This is a genomic window from Cupriavidus sp. 86D6, assembly GCF_057815095.1.
The window spans coordinates 48,923-70,809 of the sequence record NZ_JBYPSB010000001.1 but is presented as its reverse complement, the minus strand read 5'-3'; the positions used below and the strand labels follow the sequence as shown (position 1 = coordinate 70,809).

Here is a 21,887-nt window from a genome sequence, read left to right as displayed (position 1 = left end):
AGGACACCGATCATGATGACCGCCGATCAGGCCCGCGAACTCTGGGCCAGCTCCGAGGAAATCGTCAGCGCCCAGGAGGTGCAGGACTCGCTGGACCGCATGGCCAGCGAGATTACCGACAAGATGGGCAACGACTTCCCGCTGGTGCTGTCCGTGATGGGCGGCGCCGTGGTGTTCACGGGCATGCTGCTGCCCAAGCTGCAGTTCCCGCTGGAATTCGACTACATCCACCTGTCGCGCTACAACAACAAGACGGTGGGCGGCGAGATGCAATGGCGCGTGGCGCCGCGCGAATCGGTCAAGGATCGCGTGGTGCTGGTGCTCGACGACATCCTCGACGAAGGCGAGACCATGGCGGCCATCCGCCAGCGCATCATGGACATGGGCGCCAGGGAATTCCACGCCGCCGTGCTGTGCGAAAAGACGCTGACCAAGCTCAAGCCGATGCACCCAGACTTCTGCGGCTTCCAGGTGCCCGACCGCTATGTGTTCGGCTGCGGCATGGACGTCAAGGGCTACTGGCGCAACCTTGGGGCCATCCGCGCCCTGGTCTGAACCGCACGGGTCGCCGTCCTGGCGCTACGCCCCGCGCGGGTGGGCGCCCAGGATGGGCCAGAGCGATGCCAGTAAAAGTATCGCCATCGTCACATTGAATACGCGCAGCACGCGCGGATTTGCCAGCCAGCGGCGCAATGCCGCGCCGAACACCGCCCACGTCGTGATGCTGGGCAGGTTCACCACTCCGCACAGCACCGCCATCAGGGCCGCGTTGGTCCACAGGTTCGGATGCAGCACATAGGCGCTGCAGGCGCCCACCGCCATCACCCAGGCTTTCGGATTCACCCACTGGAACGCCGCCGCGCGCAGGAAGGTCATCGGCTGCGCCACCTCGCGGTCCTGCAGCCCGCCCGCCGTGGCCAGCTTCCACGCCAGCCAGACCAGGTAGGCGGTAGCGGCGACGCGCAGCACGCTCCACGTCCACGGAATCGCCGTGAACACCGAGCCCAGGCCCAGCCCCACGATGACCATCATGACCACCATGCCGATGCAGATGCCGAGCAGGTGCGGCACCGTACGGCGCAGGCCGAAGTTCACACCCGAGGCCAACAGCATCGTGTTGTTCGGGCCCGGGGTGATCGACGAAACCAGCACGAAGGCGCTGTAGGCCATCAACGCGCCGGTACTGGCGGCAAATTCGGGGGGCAGGGTCAGAGCCATGACGGCGCTCCAGAAAATCGAAAACAGGCGCTCAGTCTAAGGACACTGCTAAGTACAGTACCGATACAGTTGGGGCGAAAGCTGCCGGTACGGCATTGGTCACGCCTGTGGGCTACCGTCCGGCGGCATGGATCGCGACCGCCACGGCCATGCCCCACAGCACGACGCCGGTCGCCCGCTCCACGGTGCGCACCGACCGGACAAAGCGCCGCATCACGGCCGGGTGGCGCACAGCGGCCGCCACGGCGATGTCCCACAGCAGGACCGCCCCGAGCATCCACACCCCATAGGCCGCCTGGGTGGCCAGCGGCGTAGACTGCCCCGCCAGCACCGCAAACAGGCTGGCGTAGAACAGTCCGTTCTTCGGATTGAGGACTGCCGACAGAAACCCTGTGCCGACCTGCGCCAGATAGGCGGGCCCGGTCATTCCGCCCGACGCCCCCAGGGCATCGGCGGCATCGCCAGGGCCGGACGGCAGCCGCACGGCGCCGCGCGCGCGCAGGAATTTCCATCCCATCCACCCCAGATAGGCGCAACCGGCCCACTGCAGCGCGCCGAACAGGCCATGCATGCCAGCCGTGGCGGCCAGACCGGCGAGCGCCAGCACAATATAGACGCCGTTGCCCAGCGCGATGCCCAGGCACACGCCGGTGGCGCTGCGCACGCCATCGACCATCGACGCACGCAACACCAGAAAGAAATCGGGCCCTGGACTCAGCAGCGCCAACCCGTGCGCGCCGGCCACCATCGCAAACTGCTGCCACGATGCCTGATCGAATGCCATCCTCGCCTCCCAGCCGGTATGCACCTGCAAAGGCGGCAGTCTGGCTGGATCGGCGCGGCAAGGATTGAAGAAAATTGCGCGGGCGCGCGGAAAGACGGCAGGCCGCCTGAAAGGCCGCTCGCCGGCTAACCGGCCCGCTGATACGCGCGCGGCGTCAGTGCCACCCGCTGGCGGAACGCGCGATGGAAGTGGCTCTGGTCGGCAAACCCGAGCTGCTGGGCCACGTCGGCCGGCGCATCGCCGCGACGCAGCAGCCGGCGCGCGTGCTGAATGCGGATGTCGATCTGGAACGCATGTGGCGTCATGCCGAACCGGGCCCGGAAATGGCGGATCAACTGGTAGCGGCTCATGCCCGCCACCACGGCCAGTTCGGCCAGCGGCAGTGCGTCGCCATGGCGGTCGTGCAGCAGCGCGGTGACGCGATCGAGCCGGCCATCGGCTGGCGGGCCATCGTCGGGCACGCCGTGCCGCTGGCGAGGCTGCCCGAGCCAGCCTTGCATATCTCCCACGAACGCCACCAGGGCCGCCTCCTTTTCCACCAGGTCGACCTCCGAAAACAGCGTGGCGTTCAGCGCGCAGACCAGTGCGTAGGACTCGGCGTCTGCGCTGACGTGCACCCGGCGTACCCGGGCCCTGCCCGCTTCGTCGAGCACCGCATCGGCCCATGCCGCATCGACGTGGATCATCTGGTAGCTCCAGCGCCCGTCGGGCACCGGGTTGCAGGCATGCACGCAGCCGGCGGGCACCCACACCACTGCGCCCGGGGCCAGCCGGGTGTCGTGGCGCGCACCGCGCAGGTCATGACTGAAGACACTGGCGCCGCCATCGACGGCACCTACCGACAGCGTGGGATGCGTGTGTGGCAGATAAGCGGCCCGGCTATCGCAGGCGCGCCGGCTTTCGACGACCGGCAGCGCCGGGTCGAACCAGACGCGGCTCAGCCCCGGCTGCGATACGGTTGCTCGCGCAGCCATTTGGTGGCGATCCACTTTTCGCCCGATTCCACGGGCAGGCCGGCATGCAACGTACGGTCGTCGAGCGTGCCGTCGGGCTGCTTGTAATGGAACAACACCGCGTTGCCCTTGACCGGCGCCACTTCGAGCCCAAGACGCGGAAACGCCGTGGCGCCACCGGCCGGCGGGCTGTTCAGGTAGATCACCAGCGTGGCCACGCGCTGGCCGCCCACGCGCAACTGGCGCGCTTCGCCGGGGCGCTGCGGGTTGAAGAAATCGAAATGCGGCTGATACTCGCCGCCGGGCTTGTAGTTGAGGATTTGCAGGCCTTCGCCGTGCTCGACCGGCAAGCCGGTGATGGCGGCAATGCGCGCCTCGATCCGCTGGATCAGCGCATGCTCGCCCACCTGGAACATCGCCCCCATGCTGGTGCGGGCGTCGATCAGGTTTTCGTCGCCGGTGTCGGGATTGACCACGGGCGAACGCTGCAGGCGGTCGCGCGCCAGCGTGATCAACGCATCACATTCGGTACCGTCGAGCAGATTCTGCAACAGCAGGATGCGCGGCGCCTCCAGCGCAAACAGGATAGGCACCTCGCGCCCTTCGTGGCGAAACGCGTTGCGGCCGGCGGCCGGCATGGCTGCTTCCGCCGCCTCTGCCGCCTTGGTTGCCGCCGTGGCCGCAGCCCCCGCAGGCTGCACCGCCGCGCGCGTCACCCCCGGCGCGGGCGCCGGCACCTGCCGGGCGGGCGGGCGATGGCCCAGCGCGCCATTGACGGTATCGCGGGCAAACGTGGCGTCGTAGCCCGACCGCAGCATCGACAGCACCAGCGATTCGGCATCGAAGCCCTGCTCGATATGGCGTGCCAGCCATAGTTCGAGCTCGGGAGACGTGGCGCAATACCCTGCGCGGGACTCACGTGTCATGACGGATTGGACAGCCGCTGGGGCGAGAACGGGTTGCGCGCGGGCGATTCGGGCGGCAGCGTGCGGCGTGCCGGCGCCGTGGCCGCCGGGGCCGCGCCGTCCGGGTCGCCAGCAATCGTGACCGTGGCCTCGGAATACTGCCAGCGTTTCCAGGCCCCCAGCACCGCATTCGGATACTCGGGACGGCCACGGCTGCCGTTGTACCGGCCCAGCGCCAGGAACAGGTCGCCGTTCTCGCGATCCAGATAGTGGCGCAGGATGGTGCACCCGTAACGCAGGTTGCTCTGCAGGTGGAACAGCTTGCGGGTGTCACCGTCGCCGATCGAGCGTACCCAGAACGGCATCACCTGCATCAGCCCACGCGCATCGGCCGAACTGATGGCGTACTTGCGGAAGCCGCTTTCCACCTGCACCAGGCCCAGCACCAGCGACGGCTCCAGCCCGGCGCGCTTGGCCTCGTAATAGACGGTCTCGATCAGTTCGACCCGCGTCTGCGGGTCGGGCAGCTTCGATTCCAGCCGGCGCGACATCTCGCCCAGCCATTTCAGATAGCCGAGCTTCTCGCCGCCCGACGCGAACGTCGGCCGCACCGGCCGGTTATCGGCAATCGCCGCCGCCAGCGCGCCCCGCACGGAATCGGCCAGCGCCTCTTCCTTTTGTGCCCCGGCCCGGGCTGCCGTGGATAATGCGGCACATAACACGCCGGCGGCCAGGGCGGCAGCCCAGCGGCGGGACATCGGCAGGCCAGCGGCGCGCATGACGTCGACCGTCGCTTAGCTGGCGAGCAGGTGGCGCACGTGCGCCACCACGTCGGTCACGGCTACGGGAGTAGCCTGTGCATCGCGGCGGCCCTGGTATTCGACCTTGCCTTCCTTGAGGCCACGGTCGCCCACCACCACGCGATGCGGCACGCCGATCAGTTCCCAATCGGCAAACATCACGCCCGGGCGCTCGCCGCGGTCGTCCAGGATCACGTCCACGCCGGCTGCCAGCAGTTCGGCATGGATGCGGTCGGCCTCGGCCTTCACGGCTTCGTTGCGGTCATAGCCGACCGGGCACACCACCACCGCGAACGGGGCAATCGACGCCGGCCAGATGATGCCGCGCTCGTCATAGTTCTGCTCGATGGCCGCGCCCAGGATCCGGGTGACGCCAATGCCATAGCAACCCATCTGCATCGGCTGGTTCTTGCCGGTTTCGTCCAGGAACACGGCATTCATCGACTCCGAATAGCGGGTACCCAGCATGAAAACGTGGCCCACCTCGATGCCGCGGCAGATTTCCAGCGTGCCCTTGCCGTCCGGCGACGCGTCGCCGGCCACCACGTTGCGCAGGTCCGCCACCACCGGCTCGGGCAGGTCGCGGCCCCAGTTCACGCCGGTGTAGTGGTAGTCGCGCTCGTTGGCGCCGCAGCAGAAATCGGCCATGTTGGCCACGGTGCGGTCAGCCACCACCTTGACGGGCTTCTTCGTGCCGATCGGGCCCAGGTAGCCCGGGGGCGAGCCAAACGCATCGACAATCTCGGTCTCGGTGGCAAATCGGAATTCGGCCAGGCCCGGCACCTTCGACGCCTTGACCTCGTTCAGTTCGTGGTCGCCACGGATCAGCAGCAGCCAGATCTGCGCGCCGGCATCGCCATCGGTGGCCAGCACGATGGACTTGACCGTGCGGTCCAGCGGCATGCCCAGGAATTCGGCCACGTGCTCGCACTTGGCCTTGCCCGGCGTGGACGTTTTGGCCAGGGCCTCGGCCGGCGCGGCGCGCTGGGCCGTGAGCGGCAGCGCCTCGGCGGCTTCCATGTTGGCGGCGTAATCCGACGTGGGGCAATAGACGATGGCGTCTTCGCCGGTGTCGGCGATCACGTGGAATTCGTGCGAGCCGGAGCCGCCGATGGCGCCGTTATCGGCCGCCACGGCGCGGAATTCCAGGCCGAAACGCGTGAAAATGCGCTGGTAGGCGTCGTACATCTTCTGGTACGAGACCTTCAGGCCCTCGACGTCACGGTCGAACGAATAGGCGTCCTTCATCGTGAATTCGCGGCCGCGCATGATGCCGAAGCGCGGACGGCGCTCGTCGCGGAACTTGGTCTGAATCTGATAGAAGTTCACCGGCAGCTGCTTGTAGCTGCGGATTTCGCCCCGGGCGATGTCGGTGACCACCTCTTCCGACGTCGGCTGCATGGCGAAGTCGCGCTCGTGGCGGTCTTTCAGGCGCAGCAGCTCGGGGCCCATCTTGTCCCAGCGGCCGGTTTCCTGCCACAGCTCGGCCGGCTGGACCACCGGCATCAGCAGTTCCACGGCGCCGGCGCGGTTCATTTCCTCGCGAACAATGTTCTCCACCTTGCGGATCACCCGCAGGCCCACCGGCATGTAGCTGTAGATCCCGGCGCCCAGCTTCTTGATCATGCCGGCCCGCATCATCAGTTTGTGCGACACGATTTCCGCGTCGGCGGGGGCTTCCTTGAGGGTGGAAATGAAGAAATGCGAGGCTTTCATCCGTTGGTTTCTCGTAAGGCTGGTCGTGGCGGGCCGTATCGGCCGCGCCGCCGGACGGCAGCATAGGACTTTCGGTTCACGGGGGGACGCGCCTGAAACTGCCCATCTGCTCGGGAAAACCAGCATTCCCGGGGTCGGGCCGACGCGCGCGCATCCCTTATAATCGACGTAATTCTAAAGGATTCGAGGTGCAGTCATGCTCGATCGTGAAGGCTTTCGCCCGAACGTCGGCATCATCCTCATCAACGCACGTAACGAGGTTTTCTGGGGCAAGCGAATCGGCGAACACTCCTGGCAGTTTCCGCAAGGTGGCATCAAGTACGGCGAGACGCCGGAACAGGCCATGTTCCGCGAGCTGCAAGAAGAAGTCGGGCTGCTTCCGGAGCACGTCAGGATCGTCGGTCGCACGCGCGACTGGCTGCGTTATGAGGTGCCGGACAAGTTCATTCGCCGCGAGATCCGCGGCCACTACAAGGGCCAGAAGCAGATCTGGTTTCTGCTGCGCATGGTGTGTCGCGATTGCGACATCCACCTGCGCGCGAGCGACCATCCGGAATTCGATGCCTGGCGCTGGAGCGAGTACTGGGTACCGCTCGACGCCGTGATCGAATTCAAGCGCGATGTCTACCAGTTGGCGCTGACCGAGCTGTCGCGGTTCCTGAACCGTGGACGCGTGCCGCTGAGCCCCTATGGGCATCACCATATGGGACACGGCCGGCACGGCGAGGGCGCGCGTGCGCCCCGGCAGCCCGAGACCGCGCCAGCGGCCTTGCAGGCGGCCACCGCAGGCAACGGCCAGCCCGCCCATGCCGTCGATGAGACGGCTGCCATGGACGCGGCGGCCATCGTGCCCGAAACCTCTCTTTCGCCGGACCAGCCGGCGACCAACAAACGGAGTCATGGATGACTAGTTTCAGCGGCCGGAGTCTTCGCTCCGGCCTGTTGCTGGCGGCAGCCTGCCTGGCGCTTGCCGGCTGCAAGACCACCAGCAAGGGCATGCCCGAGGAAGAACAGCCGGCGTCCGACAGCGGCTTCATCAACCCGTTCGAGGACCGGCCGTTCAAGGAAGTCCAGACGGCGCTGCCGGCCCTGCCCCAGGATGCGGACCTGATCCCGTTCAAGGTCAACGATTCGTCGGACTTCCGCTTCATGGTCGATCCGAAGTCGATCTCGGTCGGCCCGGACCGCGTGGTGCGCTATACGGTGGTCATCACCAGCGCCGGCGGCGGCCGCAATGTCAGCTATGAAGGCATGCGCTGCGATGCATTCGAGCGCCGCATCTACGCCACGCTGCCCAAGGGCGCCACGGCCTGGGTGCCGAACCTGGGCGAGGACCGCGACCTGTGGATCCGCATGCAGACCCGCTCCCGCAACGCCTATGCGGCCACGCTGGCCACTGACTACTTCTGCGAAGGCCGCACGGTGGCCGGCAAGCCGGAGCAAATGATCCGCGACCTGAAGGCCTACGCGCCCAGCCGCTGACCGGCCCTTCAGCACAAAAAAAGGCGAGTACCCGACGGGACTCGCCTTTTTTTCATGGGCTCCGGCCCGATCCGGCCCTATCCGGCCTTCGGCGGACGCGCGTCAGACCAGCACGAGGTTGTCGCGATGGATCAGCTCGGGCTCGTTCAGATGACCCAGTACCGACTCGATTTCCGACGATGGCTTGCGGGCGATCAGCCTGGCCTCGGCGCTTGAATAGTTGGTGATGCCGCGCGCCACCTCGCGGCCGCTGCTGTCGACACAGGCCACCACTTCGCCGCGCGCGAACTCGCCCTGCACCTCGGTCACGCCGATCGGCAGCAGCGACTTGCCGCCGCCCGTCAGCTTTTCGACGGCGCCGGCATCGATGACCACGCGGCCGCGCAGCTGCAGGTGATCGGCCATCCATTGCTTGCGCGCCGTCAGCCGGCCCGTGGGCGCCAGCAGCTGCGTGCCGATGGCTTCGCCTGCCGCCAGGCGGCCCAGCACGTCCTGCTCGCGGCCCGACGCAATCGTGGTGTGCGCGCCCGACTTGGCGGCCCGCTTGGCCGCCAGGATCTTGGTCAGCATGCCGCCGCGCCCGATGGACGTGCCCGCGCCGCCCGCCATGGCTTCCAGTTCCGGCGTGCCGGCCAGCGCCTCGTGGACGAACTCGGCATCCGGGTCCTTGCGCGGGTCGGCCGTGTACAAGCCACGCTGGTCGGTCAGGATCACCAGCGCATCGCCTTCGATCAGGTTCGTGACCAGGGCGCCCAGCGTGTCGTTGTCGCCGAACTTGATTTCGTCGGTGACCACGGTGTCGTTCTCGTTGATGATCGGCACCACGCCCAGGCTCAGGAGCGTCAGCAGCGTGGAGCGCGCATTGAGATAGCGTTCGCGGTCGGCCAGGTCGGCGTGGGTCAGCAATACCTGCGCCGTGCGGATGCCATAACGGCCGAACTGGCTCTCGTAGACCTGGGCCAGTCCCATCTGGCCCACCGCGGCGGCGGCCTGCAGTTCATGGATTTCCTTCGGCCGGCGGGTCCAGCCCAGCCGCTGCATGCCTTCGGCAATGGCCCCGGAACTGACCAGCACCACTTCCTTGCCCGTCCCGCGCAGCTTGGCGATCTGGGCGGCCCAGCGCGCAATGGCGTCGTGATCCAGCCCCTTGCCGTCGTTGGTGACCAGGCTCGACCCCACTTTGACGACGATACGCTTTGCCTGGGCGATGACCGATTGCATGACGAGTTCCCTGTCTCCGAGCCGTGGTAGTTGTGTTGAGGTGTGACAGCTTACGCCGGCTGGTCGCCCCGGTCGACGTTGTGCAGGCGGTCGTCCAGCCGGATGTCGGGCTCGGCCAGCGCGGCGGCCTCTTCGGCCTTGAGCGCGGCCAGATGGTCCTTGATCGCGTAGACCAGCTCGCGGCAGCCTTCGCCGGTCAGCGCCGAGATATGGAACACCGGGCCCTTCCACTTGTAACGCTTGATGAAGTCCTTCACCCGTGTGGCGCGCTCTTCCTCGGGCACCACGTCGAGCTTGTTCAGCACCAGCCAGCGCGGCTTGTTGTACAGCGTCTCGTCGTACTTCTTCAGTTCGTTGACGATGGCCCTGGCCTCGGCAACGGGGTCGACATTCTCGTCGAACGGCGCGATATCGACGATATGCAGCAGCAGCCCGGTGCGCTGCAGATGGCGCAGGAACTGGTGGCCCAGGCCGGCACCCTCGGCGGCGCCTTCGATCAGGCCGGGGATATCCGCCACCACGAACGACTGCTCATGGTCCACGCGGACCACGCCCAGGTTCGGATGCAGCGTCGTGAACGGGTAGTCCGCCACCTTCGGGCGGGCGTTCGACACATGCGAGATGAAGGTGGACTTGCCCGCATTGGGCATGCCCAGCAGGCCCACGTCGGCCAGCACCTTCAGTTCCAGCTTGAGCATGCGGCGCTCGCCCGGCTTGCCGTCGACCTGCTGGCGCGGCGCGCGGTTGGTACTCGACTTGAAGTGCAGGTTGCCCCAGCCGCCCATGCCGCCTTCGGCCAGGCAGACGCGCTGGCCGTGCTCGGTCAGGTCGGCGATGACTTCGCCGGTATCCATGTCGGTGATCAGCGTTCCCACCGGCATGCGCAGCGTGATGTCTTCGCCCGCGGCGCCATAGCAGTCGGAGCCGCGGCCGTTCTCGCCGTTGCGGGCCACGTGCTTCTTGGCATAGCGGAAGTCGATCAGCGTATTGATATTGCGGTCGGCCTGCGCGAACACGCTGCCGCCACGGCCGCCGTCGCCGCCATCGGGGCCACCGAAGGGCACAAATTTCTCGCGCCGGAACGAAGCACTTCCGTTGCCGCCATTGCCGGCGATCGCTTCGATACGGGCTTCGTCAATGAACTTCATGTTGGTTTTCCGATGAGGATCCGGCTTGCACCCGCGAAACGCCAGCAAACGGAGCGAAGCGGTTCGGGCCAGGGCGCGTGGCCGCAGATAATACAAATGTTACGGCAAGGCCGCGCAACGACGCCAGAAACGTTTTGCCGGCGCGTCGAAAATAAAAAAGCCCCGCATGCTTGCGGGGCCTTTCGTGCTGCAAAGGCTGTTATCAGGCCGCCGGAACGACGCTGACTTGCTGCTTCTTGGCAGCGCCCTTGACTGCGAACTGCACGTGGCCGTCGACCAGTGCAAACAGCGTGTGGTCCTTGCCGACACCCACGTTGTCGCCAGCGTGCACGCGCGTGCCGCGTTGACGAACGATGATGCCGCCGGCGTTGATCGCCTGACCACCGTACACCTTCACGCCCAGACGCTTCGATTCCGAATCACGTCCGTTCCGCGTAGAGCCGCCGCCTTTTTTCTGTGCCATGTCTTAACTCCTGTTGACCTATTGCGAGGAAACCTGTTTCCGAGCCGTGGCTCAGGCAACGATGGCTTCGATCCGCAGTTCGGTGTAATTCTGACGATGGCCCTGACGCTTCTGGTAGTGCTTGCGACGGCGCATCTTGAAGATCTTCACCTTGTCGTGACGACCTTGGGCGATAACGGTAGCCTTGACGGAAGCCCCGCTCACCAGCGGCGTACCAAACTTGATTTGGTCGCCAGCGCCCACTGCGAGCACCTGGTCCAGCGTGATTTCTGCGCCAATGTCAGCCGGTATCTGTTCTACTTTCAGTTTTTCGCCAGCAGCAACCTTGTATTGCTTGCCGCCGGTTTTTACGACCGCGTACATTGTCGAACCTCTCGATGTTGATTGAAACGATGAATGCTGCCCCGGGAGGCCCGGAGCCGGCGCCGTTTCGTGCGCCGCAGACGGTGCGCGCATGAAACGCGACCGAAGGAACCGCAAATTATAATCCGGTTTACGGAAAAGCGCAAAGAAAACAACGGGATAGCCGGCCGGACGCCGGTTGAGGCGGGCGGCGCACTTCCAGCGTTGCGCGCAGGATCAGGTCAGGTCGGCCAGCAGAAACCCGGCCAGGGCAGCGAACGCCACCCACCAGGCGGTGCGGCGGACATGCCGGCGGGATGCATGGGGCTTGTCCATGGCGGCATTATAGGGGCGCCAGCGCCGCCGCAGACACCCTTGCGCCGCCGCGCCTGACATTCCCTTCCATCCCGCGCCAGCGACAGCCATAGTCACATCGGCATCGCATATAATCCTCCGGTTTTGCGAAACGGTGATCCCATCTTGTCCCAGTCTTCCGCCACTGCCTTGCTTGCCCCGGTCGCTGCCGACATGCGCGCCGTTGACGCCGTGATCCGCCGACGCCTGTCGTCGGAAGTCCCGCTCGTCGAACAGATTGGCGAATACATCATCAGCGCGGGTGGCAAGCGCCTGCGCCCGGTCATCCTGCTGCTGTCGGCGCGCGCGTTCGGCTACGAGGGCCATCGCCATCACGAACTGGCCGCGGTGGTGGAGTTCATCCATACCGCCACGCTGCTGCATGACGACGTGGTGGACGAATCCGAACTGCGCCGGGGCCGCCAGACCGCCAACGCCGTGTTCGGCAATGCCGCCAGCGTGCTGGTCGGCGATTTCCTCTACTCGCGCGCGTTCCAGATGATGGTCGACGCCGGCAGCATGCGCATCATGGAGATTCTCTCCAACGCCACCAATGTGATCGCCGAGGGCGAGGTGCTGCAGCTGCTGAACATGCACGACCCCGATGTCACCGTGGAACGCTACCTGCAGGTGATCCGGTACAAGACGGCCAAGTTGTTCGAGGCTTCGGCGCAACTGGGCGCGGTACTGGCCGGCGCCGACGCCGCCATGGAAGAAGCGGCCGCCGACTACGGCCGGCGTATCGGCACGGCATTCCAGCTGATCGACGACATGCTCGACTACACGGCCAGCGCCGAGCAGATGGGCAAGAACGCCGGCGACGACCTGCGTGAAGGCAAGCCCACGCTGCCGCTGCTGCACCTGCTGGAGCATGGCACGGCCGAGCAGCGCGAACTGGCCCGCGACGCCATCGTGCAAGGCGGCACCGAACACTTCGACGCCGTCTTCTCGGCCATCCACGCCAGCGGCGCGCTTGAAGTCACGTTCGCGGCCGCGCGCCACGAGGCCGAAGCCGCCGAGCGGGCCGCCATGCAGTTTCCGGACTCGCCGCTCAAGAACACGCTGATCGAGCTGTGCGCGTTCTCGCTGCAGCGGCAGAGCTGACGGCGGACGATACTTTTTCTTGAGATGGTGCTTGCCAACTCCGGGAAACGCCGCTAGAATTTTGTTCTTTGCTGCTGACGACACACTGTCAGCGCGCAACAGAAATCGGGGTGTAGCTTAGCCTGGTAGAGCGCTACGTTCGGGACGTAGAGGCCGGAGGTTCGAATCCTCTCACCCCGACCAGATTTCGATGCAAGGTGATGCAGGGCATTGCCGGACATCAAGGTATCAGCAGAAAGCCGCACAGCGATGTGCGGCTTTTTTGTTTTTGTCTCCCGCCCCTCCCCTGCTTTTCCCCCTTCTTTCCGCCGGACCGCGCCACCCCTCTTTCCGCCCCCCGCGCAAGTAGGGTTGCAGCCGTGTCGCGCAAACGCCAACGCGCCCGCGCGCCAGCTTTACAAAAAGTGACCCCGACGGCAAACTGCCCCGATCCTGGGACCCGCGCCCGCCGTCCCGACGCTGTCAACCGCGCCGTCCGCCGTTTTCCGCCCAGCCTTCGGCAGCCTGCGCACCTTGCATCGACTTTCGACCATGACACTAGGTCTTGCGCTTGCCCAGAGCCGGCGGATCGCTCCGGCGCTGCTCGCCCAGCTGGAGCAATCGGCACGGGAAAAGAAAACGCAGCTGATCGACGAGATCATCGGCAGCGGCACGATGTCCGCCCACGACGTAGCGATCTTCGCCGCCGACAAATACCGGCTGCCGCTGCTGGACCTGTCGCAATACAGCCTGGACCGCGTGCCGTCGGTGCTGGCCGGCAACCGCGAATTCCACGCCCACCGCCTGCTGCCGCTGGGCCGGCGCGAGAACCGGCTGATCGTGGCGACGTCCGACCCGGCCAACCAGGCCGGCGTGGAGGCCATCCGTCAGAAGATGAACCTGACGGTCGAAACGGTCGTGGTCGAGCACGACAAGCTCATGAAGCATGTGCAGGCCGCCGGTGAAACGCTCGGCACGCTAAAGAACATCTCGCCGGTGACGCCGACCGCGCAGAAGATGATCGAGTACGACCCGTCGGCCGCGGCTGCCGCGCGCAAGGGGCCGGGCAACGACATCGACGACGCTCCGGTGGTGCGCTTCCTGCAGAAACTGCTGAACGAAGCGTTCAATCGCGGCGCATCGGACTTGCATTTCGAGCCGTTCGAGTTCTTCTACCGCATCCGCTTCCGCGTGGACGGCGTGCTGCAGGAAGTTGCGCGCCCGCCGCTGGACATCCGCGACAAGATCGCCACCCGCATCAAGGTGCTGTCGCGGCTGGACATTTCCGAAAAGCGCGTGCCGCAGGACGGCCGGATGAAGCTGCTGATCTCCGTGCCCAAGGACAAGGACAGCAAGGAAACCATCGAGAAGGCGATCGACTTCCGGGTATCGACCCTGCCGACGCTGTTCGGCGAGAAGATCGTGATGCGGATTCTCGATTCGTCCACCGACAAGCTCGACATCGACCAGCTTGGCTACGAGCCGGCGCAGAAGGAACTGCTGCTCGACGTCATCAAGCGCCCGTACGGGATGGTGCTGGTCACCGGCCCGACCGGCAGCGGCAAGACCGTGTCGCTCTACACGTTCCTGAACATGCTGAACCAGGGCGACATCAATATTTCCACGGCGGAGGACCCGGCGGAAATCCAGCTGCCCGGCGTCAACCAGGTTAACGTCAACGACAAGGCCGGCCTGACCTTCGCGGCCGCGCTCAAGTCGTTCCTGCGGCAGGACCCGGACATCATCATGGTCGGCGAAATCCGCGACCTGGAAACCGCCGATATCTCGATCAAGGCTGCGCAGACCGGCCACCTGGTGCTGTCGACGCTGCACACCAACGACGCGCCCACCACGCTGACGCGCCTGATGAACATGGGGGTGGCCCCGTTCAACATCGCGTCGTCGGTGCTGATGATCACCGCGCAGCGCCTGGCGCGCCGCCTGTGCTCGTGCAAGCGCGCGGGCGACCTGGCGCCGCAGGTGCTGCTCGATGCCGGCTTCACGCAAGCCGATATCGACGGCAGCTGGAAGCCGTACCACCCGGTGGGCTGCGAACGCTGCAACGGCAGCGGCTACAAGGGGCGCTGCGGCATCTACCAGGTCATGCCCATCACCGAGGCCATCCAGCAGATCATCCTGTCGCACGGCACGGCGTTGCAGATCGCCGAACAGGCCCGTAAAGAGGGCGTGCTATCGTTGCGCGAGGCCGGGCTGCAGAAGGTGAAACAGGGCATCACGTCGCTGGAAGAAGTGCTGGCGACCACGAACAGCTAGTCACGGACAAGGCGGTACTGACCAGGCGCGCGGCCGGGGACAGTACGAAAGGCAGAGCCGGCCGCGCATACGGGCATCCGCATCGGGTTGCGGAGGTCCAAAAACAATAGCAATAGCAATACTTCGGGGGTCAAATCATGGCGACGCGCGCACCAGCGGCGGGCGCCCGGACGGCAGCGCCGTCACGGGCCAGGACAGGGCGGAAGGCGCCCACGCAATACATCTTCGAGTGGGAGGCCAAGGACCGCAAGGGCAAGTCCTTCAAGGGCGAGCAACGGGCCGAGAGCCAGGCGGAGGTCACCACCACCCTGCGCAAGCAGGGCCTGACCGTCGTCAAGATGAAGAAGCGCAAGGCGGCGCGCGGCAAGAAGATCACCGAGAAGGACATCGCGTACTTCACGCGCCAGCTGTCGACCATGCTCAAGGCGGGCATTCCGCTGCTGCAATCGATCGACATCATCGCGCGCGGCCACGCCAACCCGAACTTCACCCAGCTGCTGAACGACATCCGCTTCGATATCGAGTCCGGCAGCAGCATGGCACAGGCCTTCCGGCGCCAGCCGAAGTACTTCGACACGCTGTACTGCAACCTGATCGATGCCGGGGAACAGGGCGGTATTCTCGACGCGCTGCTCGAGCGCCTGTCGCTGTACATGGAAAAGAGCATCGCGCTGAAGAGCCAGATCAAGTCGGCAATGATCTACCCGATCGCCGTGCTGTCGGTGGCCTTTGCCGTGACCGTGGTGCTGATGCTGTTCGTGATCCCGGCCTTCAAGGGCGTATTCTCGAGCTTCGGCGCGGCGCTGCCGGCGCCTACGCAGGTCGTGATCGGCATGTCCGATTTCTTCGTCGAATACTGGTATCTGATCGTCGGCGCGCCGATCCTGTCGATCGTCGCCTACTTCCGCGCCCGCAAGACATCGGAAAAAGTCCAGCGATGGCATGACAAGATGCTGCTGAAGATGCCGATCTTCGGCAGCCTGTTCCGCAAGGCCGTGGTCGCGCGCTGGACCCGCACGCTGGCCACGATGTTCGCGGCCGGCACGCCGCTGGTGGAGTCGATGGAATCGGTGGGCGGTGCGGCCGGGAACTGGCTGTATTACGATGCCACGCGTGAAATCGAGCAGGCCGTGCGCATCGGTACCAGCCTGACCAACGCCATGCAGGCCACGCACCTGTTCGACAACATGGTGCTGCAGATGACGCAGATCGGCGAGGAATCGGGTGCGCTGGACAACATGCTGCTGAAGGTGGCGGAATTCTACGAGCGTGAGGTGGACGACGCCGTGGCTGCCATTTCGAGCCTGATCGAGCCGCTGATCATCGTGATCCTGGGTGTGCTGATCGGCGGCATGGTGGTGGCCATGTACCTGCCGATCTTCAAGCTTGGCCAGGTGGTTTAACAACAGGTATCTCGCATGCAAGCAGTTTTTGGACCGGCCGGGGCCGTCACGCTGGATGCCCTGGCGCTGGTGCCGGCGCCTTTCCTGATCGTCGTGGCCGGTCTGCTGGGCCTGCTCGTGGGCAGCTTTCTCAATGTCGTGATCCATCGCCTGCCAAGGATGATGGATCACGAAGAGGCCAACTACATTGCCGAACTGCGCGGCGAGCCCCTGCCGCATCCCGGGCGTTACAACCTCATGGTGCCGCGCTCGGCCTGCCCGCACTGTGGGCACCAGATCGCGGCGTGGGAAAACGTGCCAATCGTCAGTTACCTGTTCCTGCGGGGCAGGTGCTCGTCGTGCAAGGCGCCGATCAGCATCCGCTACCCGCTGGTGGAAGCGGTAAGCGGGGTCCTGTCCGCACTGGCAATGTGGCATTTCGGCCCGACCGCCCAGGCCCTGGCCGCCATCGTCATGATCTGGGCCCTGGTGGCACTGTTCCTGATCGATGCCGATACCCAGCTGCTGCCTGACCAGATCACGCTGCCGCTGCTCTGGGTGGGGCTGCTGCTGAACCTGCAAGGATGGTTTGCGCCGCTGGCCGATGCCGTGATCGGGGCCGCCGCCGGGTATCTGGTGCTGTGGACGGTCAACCTGCTGTTCACGCTGGTACGCGGCCAGGCCGGCATGGGCCACGGCGACTTCAAGCTCATGGGCGCGCTGGGCGCATGGTTTGGCTGGCAGGCACTGCCTGCGCTGATTCTGATGTCGTCGATTGTCGGCGCGATCATCGGCGGGCTGATGCTGGTGGTCCAGCGCAAGGGCCGCGACACGGCGTTTCCGTACGGCCCGTATATCGCCGGGGCCGGCCTGATCGTGCTGTTCCTGGGCCCGGACGTGCTGCCGCTGGGGCTGATCGCGGGCCACTAGCGACGCCAGACCGGCCCGCATCGCAATCAGGGAAGTGCAAAACTGGTATCGTGGGCACCATTCGCCAATGACCCCCCTGCCTGCCCCCATGCTGGAAATCGGCCTTACAGGCGGTATCGGCTCCGGCAAGACCCGCGTCGCGGACATGTTTGCCGAGCGCGGTGCCGCGTTGATCGATACCGATCTGCTTGCCCACGAGATCACCGCGCCCGGCGGCGCGGCCATCGCACCACTGGTGGAAGCCTTCGGCCCGCGCTGCCTGCGGTCCGACGGCGCCATGGACCGCGACGCCATGCGCGCGCTGGTGTTTTCCGACCCCACGGCCAAGGCCCGGCTCGAAGGCATCACCCACCCTCTGATCCGCCAGCTGACCGAGGCGCGTGCGGCCGCCATCCGGTCTGCCGGCCAGCATCCGTATCTGATCTACGTGGTGCCGCTGCTCGTGGAATCGGGCACGTGGCGGGCGCGCGTCGGCCGCGTGCTGGTGGTCGATTGCCAGGAAGAGACGCAGGTGGCGCGGGTCATGGGCCGCAACGGGTTCACGCGTGACCAGGTGCTGGCCATCATGCACAAGCAGGCCACCCGGGCGGCACGCCTGGCCGTGGCCGACGACGTGATCGATAACGATGGCCCGCCCGACGCACTCGCGCCGCAAGTGGCGCGGCTCGATGCGCTGTATCGCAGTCTGTCGGCGCGGCCGGCCGGCGCATAAGACGACCCAAGGATCACCCGGTTGGGTTTCGCGCGGCGCCTCGGCTGTTCGGTCTGCGCCGCCCGGGGAACTTTCGATTTGTGGTTGGGCTCCGACTCGCATAGAATGCGCTGAAACATGCCGGGGAAAAAGCACCGAGTGACGGCTCCCGGCCTCTGCGCCACGGCTGGACCACCAGCGTGCGCGGAGAAACCGGCGGCAGCACCGCCGGGCGCCCTCGCCTACGAACCGCCATTCGGCGCGCAGCACGGATACCGACTTGATCCTGTACGAATATCCTTTCAACGAACGCATCAGGACGCTCCTGCGCCTGGAAGACCTGTTCGATCGGCTGGATTATTTCCTCGGGCAGGAACATCCGCTGCAGCACCACGTTGCCATCACCACGATCTTCGAGATCATCGATGTTGCCGGCCGTGCCGATCTCAAGACCGACCTGATCAAGGAACTGGAGCGTCAGCGCCAGGCCCTGGCGCCGCTGCGTGCCAATCCGCAGATCGACCAGGATGCACTGGTCAGCGTCATTACCGAAGTCGAACAGGGCATTGCAGCACTGAGCCAGACCGTTGGCAAGGCCGGCCAGCTGCTGACCGACAACGAGTGGCTCACCAGCATCCGCAGCCGGGCGATCATCCCGGGCGGCACCTGCGAATTCGACCTGCCGGCCTACTACGCCTGGCAACACCGTCCCGCCGAAGACCGCCAGGCCGATATCCTCAAGTGGGCCCGGCCGCTGACCTCGCTGCGCATGGGCGCGACCATCGTGCTGCGCCTGCTGCGTGAGTCCGGCCAGAGCGGCAAGGTCATCGCCACGGGCGGCAGCTATCAGCAGATGCTGTCCGGCCGCAGCTACCAGCTGATGCAGGTGTACCTGGACGAATCGCTGCTGGCCTTCATCCCCGAGATGAGCGCCAACAAGTACATGCTCTGGGTCCGCTTTACCCAGCAGGACGGCGACATGCGGCCGCGCTCGGTGGACGCGGATATCCCCTTCCTGCTCAAACTCTGTAATTTCTGAAGTTCGCGATGCCAGCCGTCGTCAAGTGTCCCACCTGCGGCAAGGATGTCGCCTGGGTGCCGGAAAACAAGTTCCGCCCGTTCTGCTCCGATCGCTGCAAGCAGATCGACCTCGGCGCCTGGGCGGCCGAGAAGTACGTCATCGGCGGCAAGCCGGACGAATCACCATCGCCAGACCTGCCGGCGGACGAGGAAGACTGACGACGCGTCGCAGGGCTGGCTCCCCTCGGCTGCATGGCGGCAGAGGGGATCGCCGATAGCGCGCTTCCGCACTCTCTCGCCGTCGCCAACGGAAATGCCCGGCTTGTAGCCGGGCATGCCTTGCCTGCGTTCAGCTGGCGCGGGATTCCTCCGCCAGCCATTCGACGACCGGGATGGTCGCCGGTAGCAGCGGCCCCACGTCCACGGGTACCGCCTGCCAGGAAAAAGCCTGGCCCTCCCTGCCAACCGGCTCGCCGCGCCAGTCGGTGATCTTGCAGAAATACAGCCGCACATAGGCGTGCGGGTAATCATGTTCGAGCGTGTGCCAGCGTTCGCTGCGCAGGATGTCGAGCCCCAGTTCCTCGTGCAGTTCGCGCGCCAGCGCGTCTTCCACCGTTTCGCCCGGCTCCAGCTTGCCGCCCGGAAATTCCCAGTAGCCCTCGTACGGCTTGCCCGCCGGGCGCTGTGCCAGCAGGAAGCGGCCATCGGACTGGATCATCACGCCCACGGCCACCTCCGTGACCTTGCGCGTCTGGCCGTCGGCCGTCGTCACGGTTTCCACCTGCGCCGTCATGCCCCGTTATTCCTTGTCCGCCACGAACGGCTGGCCATGCTTGCCGCCCCAGTCGCGCGCAAATTGCCAGGCCACCCGGCCCGAACGCGAGCCGCGCTCCAGTGCCCAGATCAGCGCGTCGCCGCGCGCCGCCTCGATATCGGCCGGCGTGCAGCCGAAGTGCGACAGCCAGTGCCCGACGATCGCCAGGTACTCGTCCTGCTTCGGCGGGTAGAACGACAGCCACAGGCCGAAACGCTCGGACAGCGAGATCTTCTCTTCCACCACCTCGCCCGGATGGATCTCGCCATCGGACGTGTGCTGGTACGTCTCGTTGTCCTTCATGTACTCGGGCAGCAGATGGCGGCGGTTCGACGTGGCATAGATCAGCACATTGTCCGACTGCGCGGCCACCGAACCGTCGAGCGCCGACTTCAGTGACTTGTAGCCCGACTCGCCGTCTTCGAACGACAGGTCGTCGCAGAAAATCACGAAGCGTTCCGGCCGCGAAGCCAGCCTTTCGACGATGTCGCCCAGGTCGCCCAGGTCGTCCTTGTCCACTTCCACCAGCCGCAGCCCATCCTTCACGAATTCGTTCAGGATGGCCTTGATCAGCGACGACTTGCCTGTGCCGCGCGCGCCGGTCAGCAGCACGTTGTTGGCCGGCAGTCCCTTCACGAACTGGCGCGAGTTGGCCACGATCGCGTCCTTCTGGCGATCGATGTTCTTCAGGTCGTTCAGGTGGATCGGCGGCAGCTGGCGGATAGCCTGCAGATAGCCGATGTTGCCGAACAGGCTCTGCCGCTTGCGCCAGCGGAATGCCACCGCCTCCTTCCAGTCCGCCTCGGTCAGTTCGGGCGGCAGCCATTGTTCAAGGCGGGCGAGGAAGTTGTCGAGGCGGGCAGCAAGGTCGGACATGGGGCGCTTCTTCTCAGACGAATGACGGAATACGAAAGGCGACGGGCGAAAGTCGAGAATTTGAAGGTTCTACGACTTACGAACGGTAATCGGCGTTGATCGACACGTAGTCGTGCGACAGGTCGCACGTCCACACCGTGGCGTCGGCATTGCCACGGCCCAGCGCGATACGCACCGTGATCTCGGCCTGCTTCATCACGCGCTGGCCGTCTTCCTCGCGATAGTCGGGGTTGCGGCCGCCATCGCGTGCCACCCAGACGTCGTCGAGCCACAGGTTGACGCGGTTCACATCGAGATCGTTCACGCCGGCATAGCCGACGGCGGCCAGGATACGGCCCAGATTGGGGTCCGACGCATAGAAAGCGGTCTTGACCAGCGGCGAATGGGCCACGGCATAGGCGATCTGGCGGCATTCGGCCACATCCTTGCCGCCTTCCACGCGAATCGTCATCAGCTTGGTGGCGCCTTCGCCATCGCGCACGATCATCTGGGCCAGTTCCTGGGCCAGCGACGTCACCGCGTCGCGCAGCGCGTCAAACGCCGGGCCTTCGGCGGCGGTCACGCTGACGCCCGACTTGCCCGAGGCAATCAGCACGAACGAGTCATTGGTCGACGTATCGCCATCGATCGTGATGCTGTTGAACGAGTGATCGGCCGCATGCGACACCAGCGTCTGCAGCACCGGCTGGGCCACCGCGGCGTCCATCGCAATAAAGCCAAGCATCGTCGCCATGTTCGGACGAATCATGCCGGCACCCTTGCTGATGCCCGACAGGGTCACGGTCTTGCCGTCGATCTGCACCGTGCGCGACGCGGCCTTGGGCTGCGTGTCGGTGGTCATGATCGATTCGGCGGCGGCCAGCCAGTTGTCGGCGCGCGCGTTGGCGATGGCCGTGGGCAGCGCGGCGGTCAGGCGATCCACGGGCAGCTGCTCCAGAATCACGCCGGTCGAGAACGGCAGCACCTGGTTGGCGGCGATGCCCAGCTGCCTGGCCAGCGCGTCGCAGGTGGCGCGCGCGGCGGCCAGGCCCGGTTCGCCGGTGCCGGCGTTGGCATTGCCCGTGTTGACCACCAGCGCGCGGATGCCGGCGCCCGCGGCCAGATGCTCGCGGCAGACCTGCACCGGCGCGGCGCAGAAGCGGTTCTGGGTAAAGACGCCCGCCACCGTGCTGCCTTCGGCCACCTTGACCACCAGCACGTCCTTGCGATTGGCCTTGCGGATACCGCCCTCGGCCCAGCCGAGTTCGACGCCAGCGACGGATTTCAGGTTGTCTGCCTGCGGCAGGGGCAAGTTCACGGGCATGTTCGTTTCCTTTGCTGCAAATTGTGTGATGCACCTGATGAACATGCCCGCTTGAGCGGTCGGCTCAAGCGGGCATGTCCAGGGATTCGGTCGATGACGCGCCGCTCGGGGCGCGTCACCGGCAGTGG

At 65.8% G+C, this 21,887-nt stretch carries 23 protein-coding genes and 1 tRNA gene; 11 read left to right on the top strand and 13 right to left on the bottom strand.

Annotation, left to right across the window (positions count from 1 at the left end; all coding sequences use genetic code 11):
• The first annotated feature begins 12 nt into the window (after nt 1-12).
• Nucleotides 13-555 (top strand): hypoxanthine-guanine phosphoribosyltransferase, encoded by a 543-nt coding sequence (locus tag AC3G88_RS00320; RefSeq protein WP_400393685.1) that lies wholly within the window; start codon nt 13-15, stop codon nt 553-555.
• A gap of 24 nt (nt 556-579) precedes the next feature.
• Here AC3G88_RS00320 and AC3G88_RS00315 read toward each other — a convergent pair whose 3' ends face one another.
• The 6 genes from AC3G88_RS00315 to AC3G88_RS00290 all read right to left on the bottom strand — a co-directional run bounded on the left by AC3G88_RS00315 (nt 580) and on the right by AC3G88_RS00290 (nt 6,376).
• The gene (locus AC3G88_RS00315; protein WP_488773558.1) at nt 580-1,218 is read right to left on the bottom strand and encodes a LysE family translocator; all 639 of its coding nucleotides are present in this window, start codon (nt 1,216-1,218) and stop codon (nt 580-582) included.
• 112 nt (nt 1,219-1,330) lie between these two features.
• Nucleotides 1,331-2,002: a LysE family translocator gene (locus tag AC3G88_RS00310; RefSeq protein WP_488773559.1), complete on the bottom strand. Its 672-nt coding sequence runs from the start codon at nt 2,000-2,002 to the stop codon at nt 1,331-1,333.
• A gap of 125 nt (nt 2,003-2,127) precedes the next feature.
• Nucleotides 2,128-2,976, bottom strand: a complete 849-nt coding sequence (locus AC3G88_RS00305; protein WP_488773560.1) for a helix-turn-helix domain-containing protein — start codon at nt 2,974-2,976, stop codon at nt 2,128-2,130.
• A complete protein-coding gene (locus AC3G88_RS00300; protein WP_488773561.1) occupies nt 2,940-3,881 on the bottom strand; it encodes a 2OG-Fe(II) oxygenase in 942 nt (313 codons plus the stop codon). The genes AC3G88_RS00305 and AC3G88_RS00300 overlap by 37 nt, the downstream gene beginning before the upstream one ends.
• Nucleotides 3,878-4,639: a lytic transglycosylase domain-containing protein gene (locus tag AC3G88_RS00295; RefSeq protein WP_488773562.1), complete on the bottom strand. Its 762-nt coding sequence runs from the start codon at nt 4,637-4,639 to the stop codon at nt 3,878-3,880. Before AC3G88_RS00295 ends, AC3G88_RS00300 begins: the two co-directional genes overlap by 4 nt.
• A gap of 15 nt (nt 4,640-4,654) precedes the next feature.
• Nucleotides 4,655-6,376, bottom strand: coding sequence for a proline--tRNA ligase (locus AC3G88_RS00290; RefSeq protein ID WP_488773563.1), 1,722 nt, complete (start codon nt 6,374-6,376; stop codon nt 4,655-4,657).
• Nucleotides 6,377-6,572: 196 nt separating this feature from the next.
• Between AC3G88_RS00290 and AC3G88_RS00285 the strand changes: the two genes are divergently transcribed.
• Nucleotides 6,573-7,283, top strand: coding sequence for an RNA pyrophosphohydrolase (locus tag AC3G88_RS00285; protein ID WP_487523489.1), 711 nt, complete (start codon nt 6,573-6,575; stop codon nt 7,281-7,283).
• Nucleotides 7,280-7,858 (top strand): CNP1-like family protein, encoded by a 579-nt coding sequence (locus AC3G88_RS00280; RefSeq protein ID WP_400392328.1) that lies wholly within the window; start codon nt 7,280-7,282, stop codon nt 7,856-7,858. The genes AC3G88_RS00285 and AC3G88_RS00280 overlap by 4 nt, the downstream gene beginning before the upstream one ends.
• A gap of 102 nt (nt 7,859-7,960) precedes the next feature.
• Here AC3G88_RS00280 and proB read toward each other — a convergent pair whose 3' ends face one another.
• From proB to rplU, 4 genes are all read right to left on the bottom strand, one after another.
• Nucleotides 7,961-9,079 carry a glutamate 5-kinase gene (gene proB, locus AC3G88_RS00275; protein ID WP_153947209.1) on the bottom strand — a complete coding sequence of 373 codons (1,119 nt, stop codon included), beginning with the start codon at nt 9,077-9,079 and terminating at the stop codon, nt 7,961-7,963.
• 50 nt (nt 9,080-9,129) lie between these two features.
• The gene (obgE, locus tag AC3G88_RS00270; protein ID WP_488892924.1) at nt 9,130-10,227 is read right to left on the bottom strand and encodes a GTPase ObgE; all 1,098 of its coding nucleotides are present in this window, start codon (nt 10,225-10,227) and stop codon (nt 9,130-9,132) included.
• A gap of 202 nt (nt 10,228-10,429) precedes the next feature.
• Entirely contained in the window at nt 10,430-10,690 is a 261-nt protein-coding gene (gene rpmA, locus AC3G88_RS00265) for a 50S ribosomal protein L27 (RefSeq protein WP_066732378.1), read from the bottom strand.
• Between the two features lie 51 nt (nt 10,691-10,741).
• On the bottom strand, nt 10,742-11,053 hold the full coding sequence (gene rplU, locus AC3G88_RS00260) for a 50S ribosomal protein L21 (protein ID WP_008647259.1): 312 nt from the start codon (nt 11,051-11,053) through the stop codon (nt 10,742-10,744).
• Nucleotides 11,054-11,560: 507 nt separating this feature from the next.
• Between rplU and ispB the strand changes: the two genes are divergently transcribed.
• The 8 genes from ispB to yacG all read left to right on the top strand — a co-directional run bounded on the left by ispB (nt 11,561) and on the right by yacG (nt 18,985).
• Nucleotides 11,561-12,490 (top strand): octaprenyl diphosphate synthase, encoded by a 930-nt coding sequence (gene ispB, locus AC3G88_RS00255; protein ID WP_488893148.1) that lies wholly within the window; start codon nt 11,561-11,563, stop codon nt 12,488-12,490.
• A 106-nt stretch (nt 12,491-12,596) separates the two neighbouring features.
• Nucleotides 12,597-12,673: transfer RNA gene (locus AC3G88_RS00250), tRNA-Pro, on the top strand.
• Nucleotides 12,674-13,021: 348 nt separating this feature from the next.
• On the top strand, nt 13,022-14,743 hold the full coding sequence (pilB, locus tag AC3G88_RS00245; RefSeq protein WP_488773566.1) for a type IV-A pilus assembly ATPase PilB: 1,722 nt from the start codon (nt 13,022-13,024) through the stop codon (nt 14,741-14,743).
• A gap of 137 nt (nt 14,744-14,880) precedes the next feature.
• Entirely contained in the window at nt 14,881-16,146 is a 1,266-nt protein-coding gene (locus tag AC3G88_RS00240) for a type II secretion system F family protein (protein ID WP_153947206.1), read from the top strand.
• A 15-nt stretch (nt 16,147-16,161) separates the two neighbouring features.
• Nucleotides 16,162-17,055: a prepilin peptidase gene (locus tag AC3G88_RS00235; RefSeq protein WP_488892923.1), complete on the top strand. Its 894-nt coding sequence runs from the start codon at nt 16,162-16,164 to the stop codon at nt 17,053-17,055.
• A gap of 88 nt (nt 17,056-17,143) precedes the next feature.
• On the top strand, nt 17,144-17,767 hold the full coding sequence (gene coaE / locus AC3G88_RS00230; protein WP_488893147.1) for a dephospho-CoA kinase: 624 nt from the start codon (nt 17,144-17,146) through the stop codon (nt 17,765-17,767).
• Between the two features lie 259 nt (nt 17,768-18,026).
• Nucleotides 18,027-18,785 carry a cell division protein ZapD gene (gene zapD / locus AC3G88_RS00225; protein ID WP_092601271.1) on the top strand — a complete coding sequence of 253 codons (759 nt, stop codon included), beginning with the start codon at nt 18,027-18,029 and terminating at the stop codon, nt 18,783-18,785.
• An 8-nt stretch (nt 18,786-18,793) separates the two neighbouring features.
• Nucleotides 18,794-18,985, top strand: a complete 192-nt coding sequence (yacG, locus tag AC3G88_RS00220) for a DNA gyrase inhibitor YacG (RefSeq protein ID WP_488773568.1) — start codon at nt 18,794-18,796, stop codon at nt 18,983-18,985.
• A 130-nt stretch (nt 18,986-19,115) separates the two neighbouring features.
• On the opposite strand, the gene mutT is transcribed toward yacG, so the two are convergent.
• From mutT to argJ, 3 genes are all read right to left on the bottom strand, one after another.
• Complete coding sequence (mutT, locus tag AC3G88_RS00215; RefSeq protein WP_488892922.1) at nt 19,116-19,559, bottom strand: 8-oxo-dGTP diphosphatase MutT; 444 nt, start codon at nt 19,557-19,559, stop codon at nt 19,116-19,118.
• A gap of 6 nt (nt 19,560-19,565) precedes the next feature.
• The gene (locus AC3G88_RS00210; RefSeq protein WP_400392307.1) at nt 19,566-20,456 is read right to left on the bottom strand and encodes an ATP-binding protein; all 891 of its coding nucleotides are present in this window, start codon (nt 20,454-20,456) and stop codon (nt 19,566-19,568) included.
• A gap of 76 nt (nt 20,457-20,532) precedes the next feature.
• Complete coding sequence (gene argJ, locus AC3G88_RS00205; protein ID WP_488892921.1) at nt 20,533-21,759, bottom strand: bifunctional glutamate N-acetyltransferase/amino-acid acetyltransferase ArgJ; 1,227 nt, start codon at nt 21,757-21,759, stop codon at nt 20,533-20,535.
• Nucleotides 21,760-21,887: the final 128 nt, after the last annotated feature.